The organism is Streptomyces brasiliensis (genome assembly GCF_014647875.1).
GTDB lineage: Bacteria > Actinomycetota > Actinomycetes > Streptomycetales > Streptomycetaceae > Streptomyces > Streptomyces brasiliensis.
This window is the reverse complement of sequence record NZ_BMQA01000016.1, coordinates 168914-176482: the sequence shown is the minus strand read 5'-3', so window position 1 is coordinate 176482 and position 7569 is coordinate 168914. Positions and strand designations below refer to the sequence as shown.

Annotated in this window: 7 protein-coding genes and 3 pseudogenes; 4 read left to right on the top strand and 6 right to left on the bottom strand. The window is 72.0% G+C overall.

All coding sequences use genetic code 11. The features are described 5' to 3' along the window. Positions 1–142 precede the first annotated feature (142 nt). Positions 143–412 carry a hypothetical protein gene (locus IEZ19_RS24410; protein ID WP_308428994.1) on the bottom strand — a complete coding sequence of 90 codons (270 nt, stop codon included), beginning with the start codon at positions 410–412 and terminating at the stop codon, positions 143–145. 39 nt (positions 413–451) lie between these two features. Here IEZ19_RS24410 and IEZ19_RS24405 point away from each other — a divergent pair. Continuing rightward, positions 452–721, top strand: a pseudogene (locus IEZ19_RS24405) (enoyl-CoA hydratase/isomerase family protein); the annotation flags it as partial. Between the two features lie 174 nt (positions 722–895). Here the strand turns inward: IEZ19_RS24405 and afsK are convergent. After that, positions 896–3253, bottom strand: coding sequence for a protein serine/threonine kinase AfsK (gene afsK, locus IEZ19_RS24400; RefSeq protein WP_189313410.1), 2358 nt, complete (start codon positions 3251–3253; stop codon positions 896–898). 169 nt (positions 3254–3422) lie between these two features. Next, complete coding sequence (kbpA, locus tag IEZ19_RS24395) at positions 3423–4187, bottom strand: AfsK-binding protein KbpA (RefSeq protein ID WP_189313409.1); 765 nt, start codon at positions 4185–4187, stop codon at positions 3423–3425. A 122-nt stretch (positions 4188–4309) separates the two neighbouring features. Between kbpA and IEZ19_RS24390 the strand changes: the two genes are divergently transcribed. After that, on the top strand, positions 4310–4957 hold the full coding sequence (locus tag IEZ19_RS24390; protein WP_189313408.1) for a TetR family transcriptional regulator: 648 nt from the start codon (positions 4310–4312) through the stop codon (positions 4955–4957). 48 nt (positions 4958–5005) lie between these two features. Here IEZ19_RS24390 and IEZ19_RS24385 read toward each other — a convergent pair whose 3' ends face one another. Next, complete coding sequence (locus IEZ19_RS24385; RefSeq protein ID WP_189313407.1) at positions 5006–5485, bottom strand: Lrp/AsnC family transcriptional regulator; 480 nt, start codon at positions 5483–5485, stop codon at positions 5006–5008. An 82-nt stretch (positions 5486–5567) separates the two neighbouring features. Between IEZ19_RS24385 and IEZ19_RS24380 the strand changes: the two genes are divergently transcribed. Next, on the top strand, positions 5568–6191 hold the full coding sequence (locus IEZ19_RS24380) for a LysE family translocator (protein WP_189313406.1): 624 nt from the start codon (positions 5568–5570) through the stop codon (positions 6189–6191). Here the strand turns inward: IEZ19_RS24380 and IEZ19_RS24375 are convergent, their stop codons facing one another. Then, positions 6192–6668: a nitroreductase family deazaflavin-dependent oxidoreductase gene (locus IEZ19_RS24375; protein WP_189313405.1), complete on the bottom strand. Its 477-nt coding sequence runs from the start codon at positions 6666–6668 to the stop codon at positions 6192–6194. Continuing rightward, positions 6668–7213 (bottom strand): annotated as a pseudogene (locus IEZ19_RS24370) (acyl-CoA dehydrogenase family protein); the annotation flags it as partial. The pseudogene IEZ19_RS24370 and the gene IEZ19_RS24375, both read right to left, overlap by 1 nt. Between IEZ19_RS24370 and IEZ19_RS24365 the strand changes: the two are divergent. Continuing rightward, positions 7189–7566 (top strand): annotated as a pseudogene (locus IEZ19_RS24365) (thiolase C-terminal domain-containing protein); the annotation flags it as partial. The pseudogenes IEZ19_RS24370 and IEZ19_RS24365 overlap by 25 nt on opposite strands. Between the last annotated feature and the right edge of the window lie 3 nt (positions 7567–7569).

Here is a 7569-nt window from a genome sequence, read left to right as displayed (position 1 = left end):
GATCTGGATCAAAGACCTCGCTCAGACCACCACTTGATCACGATTCAATACGCGCCCTAGCGGTCCAGAACCTACGTCACGACACTCATCAGCCCGCCGGGGGAAGACCAGAGCCGCCGGAGCCCGGTGCCGCCGACCCGCGCTAGGCGAAGTACCGGTCGAATTCTCGCCGCTCGGCCTCGGCCACAGCCACCTCCTCCTCCGTCAGCGGCTCACCCTCCTCCTGTATCCAGGCCACCAGCTCCCCCAGCCGGTCCTGCTCCCGCTGACGCTCCATGGCCCGGGTGACGTAGGCACTGAAGTTCCCCGCCCCCACCTCGCGAGCCTCCGGCAGCCTGTGTGCCCGCACCTCGGCGAGGAGACGCTCCCTGGCCGCCTGACGCTTGACTTCGTCCCAGCCGATGGCGCTCATTCCTACTCCTCGGTGTCCAGCTCGGCGATCGAGATGTTCGCGCGGCGCGCCCACGACATCGGGCTCGTCTCCGAACTCACCGAGCCCGGCAACGCGTTGGCCGCCGCTACCGCCTGCGCCGAAGTCATCGCCGGGCATCCGACCGAGGGCGTGCAGGGCACCGTGCGTGCCCTCTGGTCCGTCAAGGAGGCCGCCCGGAGCCAGGGCTTCGCCCACGCCCCGCACCTCATCGCACTCGGCAACGTGCCCACCGGCCGTCAGGCGGAATTCTTCGCCTCCCGGCGGTCGGGCGAGTTCCGGACACGGTGACGGTCAGCGCAGATCAGCGCCACCGTGTCACGTCCATGCCACTGCACATGGCGACCACCGCGTACCCGGCGTAGCGTCTGCCCTGAGAGCGGTGCACAGGCTGCTCCCCGCTGTGGCGGCCGCCGTCCGGAACCCCTTCCGTGCGTCCGGTACGACGGCCGTCCCCGGGGCCCGTCACGACGTGCGCGCCGTGCCCGTGCCCTTCTCCGCGTCCAGGGCGTACACACAGCGGTCCTTGCTGCACGCGTACACCACGCCGTCCCTCACCACCGGCGAACCGGTGATCTCGCCACCCGTCGCCAGCTTCCAGCGCAGGCGGCCGTCGTCGGCCTTCAGTGTGTAGAGGAGGTGGTCGGTGGAGCCGAAGTGGATACGGCCCTCGGCGACCGCGGGGGCGCCCACGATGTCGCCGCCCGCCTGGAAGCGCCACTTGGGCGTACCGGTGACCGCGTCCAGGGTGTAGAGGCCCTTGCCGCTGCCCACGTGGACGTGACCCGCCGCCACCAGCACCGGCTCGATCGACGACCGGGCCTCGGTCGCGATGCGCCAGCGGTCGCGGCCGTCGGTGGCGTCGAGGGCGTAGACCGTACCGAGGTAGTCGGCGAGGTAGATGCCGCCGCCGGTGACCGCGGGGCCCGGTGCGAAGGCCGGCGGGCAGAGGAAGACCGCCGGGGCCTCGAAGTGCCAGCGCACCATGCCGCCGGCCGCGTCGATGGCGAGGACCCGGGTGCCGGCGGAGACGTAGACGTAACCGTCGGGGGCGTGGGTGAGGCGGACCGGGACGCCGCCGCAGGAGGCCGCGTCGCCGATGGGGTATGACCAGCGCTCGTCGCCGGTGCGGGCGTCGAGGGCGCGCAGCCGGGCGTCCTGCCAGACGTAGACGGTGCCTTCGTGGACGGCGGGGCCGGCCTCGGGGGACTCGAATTCGGTCTGGCAGCCGGAGATCTCCCACAGCTTCTGCCCGCTGGACGCCTCCCAGGCCTGGACGCCGCCGCCCCGGGTGCCGGTGACGACCGTGCCCCGCTCGGCCCGCAGCGAGTACACCCACGCGTCGGTGGACAGGCGCCAGAGGTCGCCTCCCTCCCGGGCGTCGAGGGCGAAGAGGGTGGGGCCGTCGGAGGCGTGGATACGGCCGTCCGCGACCGCCATCGACCAGGCCACGTCGCGGGTCTTGAAGCGGCGGCGGCCGGTGGCGACGTCGAGGGCGTGCACCTCGAAGGAGGTGACGTGGACGAGGTCGTCGGCGACGGACGGGGTGCCCCAGACGTCGTTGGACATGCGGAAGCGCCACGGGCGCCAGCCCGCGGCCGACTCGGGTGGTGCGGGCTGCGCGGCCGGTACGGCGGGGTCGGCGCCGTTGACGCCGGGGCGCGGCCGGGACCAGTTGGCGACGAGGCCCGCTTCCGGAGGCGGTGCCTTGACGGCGGCGGCGCGGACGTCGGCGACGCGCGGGCCGGGGCCGATCGGCACGCGGGCGCCGGCCAGCCGGACCGGGCCGGTGTCCGGTGCGCCGACGGGCACGGGCGCCGGGGCGGTGGGGACGGCGGGGTCGTACGACGGCGGCGGGGGCATGGCAGGTACGGCACCCCGGCCGCCGCTTCGGCCACTGCTCACCGGTGCCGGTCTGGGCGCCGTGCGGCCGCCGCGCCGGGACTCGATGAGGCCGACCGCCTTCTCCGGCAGCCACGCGGACGCCGTACCGCTGTCGTCGGAGCCGGAGCCGAAAAGGTGCGGGGCGAGCTGGGCCTGGAGGTCGGCCGGGTTGGGGCGGGCCGTGGCCTCCATCTGCATGCAGGACTCGATGAGCGGGCGCAGCTCGTCCGGCAGGCCCTCCAGGTCGGGGCCCTCGCGCAGCAACATGAAGACCGTCTCGACCGGGTTGGCGCCGTGGAAGGGCGGGTGTCCGGTGGCGGCGAAGACCAGCATCGAGCCGAGCGAGAAGACATCGCTGGCGCCGGTCACGCTGCGTGAGTCCTTGGCCTGCTCCGGGGACATATAGGCCGGGGTGCCGACGGCGACGTTCGTCATCGTCAAACGGGTGTTCGAGACACCGGACGCGATACCGAAGTCGATGACCCGGGGGCCGTCCTCGACGACCAGCACGTTGGACGGCTTGAGGTCGCGGTGGACCAGCCCGGCGCCGTGGATGGACTGCAGCGCCTCGGCCACGCCCGCCGCGAGCCAGCGCACCGCCTGGGCCGGCAGCGGCCCGCAGTCGTTCACTATTTCCTCGAGGGAGGGCGCGGGAACGTACGCGGTGGCCAGCCACGGCACGGCTGCGCGCGGGTCGGCGTCGACGACGGCCGCCGTGTAGAAACCGGACACCGCGCGCGCCGCCTCCACCTCGCGCGTGAAGCGGACGCGGAACAACTGGTCCTCGGCGAGTTCCGTGCGGACCGTCTTGATCGCCACGCGCCGCCCGGATGCCGAGCGTGCGAGATAGACCAGCCCCATGCCGCCGGCACCCAGCCGTCCCAGCACCTCGAACGGCCCGATCCGCCGAGGATCGTGCTGCGTCAGCTGATCCACCACTTGCCTGCCACCTCCCCGTACGAGCCACGTCCACCCACATATGTACGCGACCCCGTGCAGCGTCTCACCACCGCACCGCCGTGGCGGCACGCAACCCCGATTCTTCCTGTCCTGAGCACAGGTTGCGAACCCAGCGACATCCGGGGTGTCTCATAACAAGGGAGACATTTCAGGGTTGCAGCAGCGCGAAGGACGCCCCCTGATTGTCGGTGACGACGGCGACGCGGCCGTACGACGTGTCGAAGGCGGGCGCGTGCACCCGCCCGCCGAGCCCCACGACCGCCGTGAGCGCCTCGTCGCAGTCGTCGACGCGGAAGTGGACGAGGAAGTGCGGCGGCATCTCGGCCGGGAAGACGTCGGAGACGGGCGCGCGCCCGAAGTCGGGCTCGGCGTCGCTGCCGAACAGCGCGTCGTGGAAGAGACCGCCGTAGAAGGTGTCGGCCGCCTCGGTGTCGCGCGCGTACAGCTCCACCCACCCGAAGGTGCCCGCCTCGTGCCGCCGCCCGAACCCCGCGTGGGTCCCCGCCTGCCACAGCCCGAAGACGGCGCCCTCCGGGTCGGCGGCGAGCGCTGCCGTGCCCAGCCCGCCGACGGGCATCGGCGACGTCACGACCTGCCCGCCCGCCACGAGGATCCGCCGGCACAGGGCCTCGATGTCCGGCGTGGCGAAGTACACGGTCCAGACCGTCGGCATGCGTCCGTCCGTCTTGTGCGCGAGCGCGGCGACCGGTTCAGCGTCCTTGTACGCCCACCACGAGGGGCCGTGCCCCTCCTCGAAGGTCCACCCGAAGAGCTCACCGTAGAACCGCCTGCCCGCCGCCACGTCGGGAAGCTGCGCGTCCACCCAGCACGGAACGCCCTCTCCGTACGCCTCCCCCCGCGCGTGCTCCTCTTCGTGCGCCTCTTCGTTCCCGGATGCCCTGTTTTCGGCCATGCCGCCAAAGTAGCCGCGCGAGCCGCACGCCGCAGACCAGGAACACCACCCTCCGTACACCCATGCACCCCATTTGCAGTCGGCCGAATCGCGCTCCGATCACCCCTCGGTAAGCTGACGGCATGACAGGACAAGTGCGTACCGTCGACGGCCGCGTGGCCGGCCGGCGTGGGCAGGCGACCCGGCAGAAGCTGCTCGACTGCCTCAGCGAGATGCTCAGCTCCTCCCCCTACCGGGACGTCAAGGTCATCGATGTCGCCCGGAAGGCGGGCACTTCACCCGCGACCTTCTATCAGTACTTCCCGGACGTCGAAGGTGCCGTCCTGGAGATCGCGGAGGAAATGGCCGCCGAGGGCGCCGGGTTGACCGAACTGGTCGCAGGGCGCTCCTGGGCCGGCAAGTCCGGCTGGCAGGCCGCGCAGGAACTCGTGGACGGATTTCTGGAGTTCTGGCGCAAGAACGACGCCATCCTGCGCGTGGTCGACCTCGGTGCCGCCGAGGGGGACAAACGGTTCTACAAGATCCGCATGAAGATCCTCAACTCGGTGAACAGCTCCCTGTCCGAATCCATCGCCGAGTTGCAGTCCAAGGGCAGGGTCGACAAGGACGTGAACCCGGCGGCGGTCGCGGGCTCGCTGGTCGCGATGCTGGCCGCGGTGGCCGCGCACCAGAAGGGCTTCCAGAGCTGGGGCGTCAAACAGGCCGAACTCAAGCCGAACCTGGCCCTGTTGGTGCACCTGGGCGTGACCGGCAAGAAGCCGACGAAATAACCCCGGCTCTCTTTCCGGGTCCTCAAGTCCTGTCTGGCAGGCGGTGGTTCACACAGTGGACTGCCGCCTGTCGTGCTGTGCGGGCAGCGGACGGTCCCGCACCACGTGCTTCATCACGAGCGTGGACGTCAGCCGCTGCACCCCCGGCAGCGTCGCCAGCCGCTCGTCGTACAGCCGCTGGAAGGCGGCGAGGTCGGCCGTGGCCACCCGCAGCAGATAGTCCGGGTCGCCGAACAGCCGCGAGGCCTCCAGCACGTGCTCCACCTCGCCGACCGCCCGCTCGAACTCGGCGACCGTGTCCCGGTCCTCCTGCCGCATGGACACGAAGACCAGCGCCTCGAAGGTCAGCCCGACCGCGACCGGATCCACGACGGCCCGGTACCCCTGGATCGCCCCGGACCGCTCCAGCTCCCGCAACCGCCGGTGGCACGGCGAGACGCTCAGCCGCACCCGCGCGGCCAGCTCGGTCACGGTCAGCCGCCCGTCCTGCTGAAGCTCGGCAAGAATCTTCCGATCAACGTCGTCCATAGGGAAGATTTTCCCCCATAGAGCACGACCATGAGCAAACTTCGGGAACACTTTCGGGCTGTTCATGCCTAATGTCCCCATCATGAACTCCGCGACCCTCCTCTCCTTCCTCGCCGTCGACCTGCTGCTGGTCTGCGTACCGGGCGCCGACTGGGCGTACACGATCGCCGCCGGGCTGCGCGGCCGGTCGGTGCTCACAGCGGTGGCCGGCCTGGTCTCCGGCTACGGCCTGCACACGGCGCTGGCGACGGCGGGCCTGGCGGTGCTGGTCGCGGGCTCGCCGGTACTCCTGACGGCCCTGACGGTGGCCGGGGCGGGGTATCTGGTGTGGCTGGGGTGGGCCGTGCTGCGCAGGCCTGCGGCGCCGGGCGCCGACGACGCCCTGAGCACGGACGCCCGCCGCGTCTTCCTGCGCGGCGCGGCGATCAGCGGCCTCAACCCCAAGGGCCTGCTGCTCTACCTCTCCGTGCTCCCGCAGTTCCTCACCGTCCGGGGCGACCACCTGCCCGTCCCCATGCAGACGGCGACGCTCGGCCTCCTGCACATGGCCGCCTGCGCCGCGGTCTACCTCACGGCCGGCGTCCTCGCCCGCGCCGTACTGACCGCCCGCCCCGCGGCGGCCCGCGCGGTGACCCGCACATCGGGCGCGGCCATGCTCGGCATAGGCGCGTTTCTGCTGGTGGAGCGCCTGGCGACCCTGTCGTGACTACGTCCGTACGATCCGGAAGATCCGTAGCTTCCGGGCCACCCGCGCCTGGTAGGTGGCATACGGCGGCCAGAACACCACCAGCTCCTGCCAGGCCGCGTCCCGCTCCTCCCCCGTCAGCAGCACGGCCCGGACCGCGATGTCCTCGCCCTTCCAGCTGACGGAGGCGTCGGGACGGGCGAGGAGATTGTGCGTCCAGGCGGGATGGCCGGTCCGCCCGAAGTTGGACCCGACCAGCAGCCAGGAGCGCCCGCCGTCCTCGGGCATGCATGCGAGAGGAGTACGCCGCGGCAGCCCGCTGCGCGCGCCGGTGGACGTGAGGATGACGCCCGGCAGCATGAGCGCGCTGAGCAGGAACCGTCCGCGCGTGAGCCGGTGGACGGCGCGATCGAGCACCGGAACGACGTGCGGGGCAACCTTGGCGAAGGCGCGCGTGGCGGTCACGGCCTGCACCAGACGCACACCTGGGGCGGCCATCAGACGGCCACCGTGCCCGTGCCGAACAGCCCCACCGCGTCGGCCGCACGGGATCGCAGCCGATGCACGGGCCCGAACAGCAGCTCGTCCCCCGCGGCCCGCTTGAAGTACAGATGCGCGTCGTGCTCCCAGGTGAACCCGATCTCGCCGCGCAGCTGGATCCCCTCACCCGCGGCCGTCCGCAGCGCCTCCAGCGCCTGCGCGAGCGCGAGCGGCCCCACCCGCTCGCCGTGCACGGTCGCCCAGGCCGCGTAGTACGCCGCCGACCGCGCGGCCTGCACCTGCACATACACATCGGCCGGCCGGTGCTTCACGGCCTGGAAGGACCCGATCGCCCGCCCGAACTGCTCACGCTGCCCCACGTATTCGACGGTCCGGTCCAGAGCCCGCCCGGCGGCCCCGACGGCCTCGGCGGCGAGCACGGCGGCGACGGCGTCGCCGAGGGCGGAGAGGGCGGGGAGGGCGGAGAGGCTGTCCTGCGCATCCTCCGTGCCCAGCACCTCGGCCTCGGCATCACGGACTGGCGTTCGACCGGGCCGGGGTGCGCCCGGAGGAGATCGACTTCGCGGAGATCTACGACGCGTTCACGTACATGACGCTGGTGACGCTGGAGGCCCTGGGCTTCTGCGCGAAGGGCGAGGGCGGGGCGTTCGTGGAGAAGGGGCGGCTGGCGGTACGGGGCGGTGAGCTGCCCGTGAACACGGACGGGGGCGGACTGTCGGCCCAACATCCCGGGATGCGGGGGCTGTTCCTGCTGGTGGAGGCGGTAAGGCAGCTTCGCGGGGAGGCGGGTGACCGCCAAGTGCGCGTGCAGGGCGCGGAGTTGCCCCGGATCGGGGTGGCGTCCGGAACCGGGGGCTGGTTCTGCACGGCGGGGACGGTGGTGCTCGGCCGGTGACCG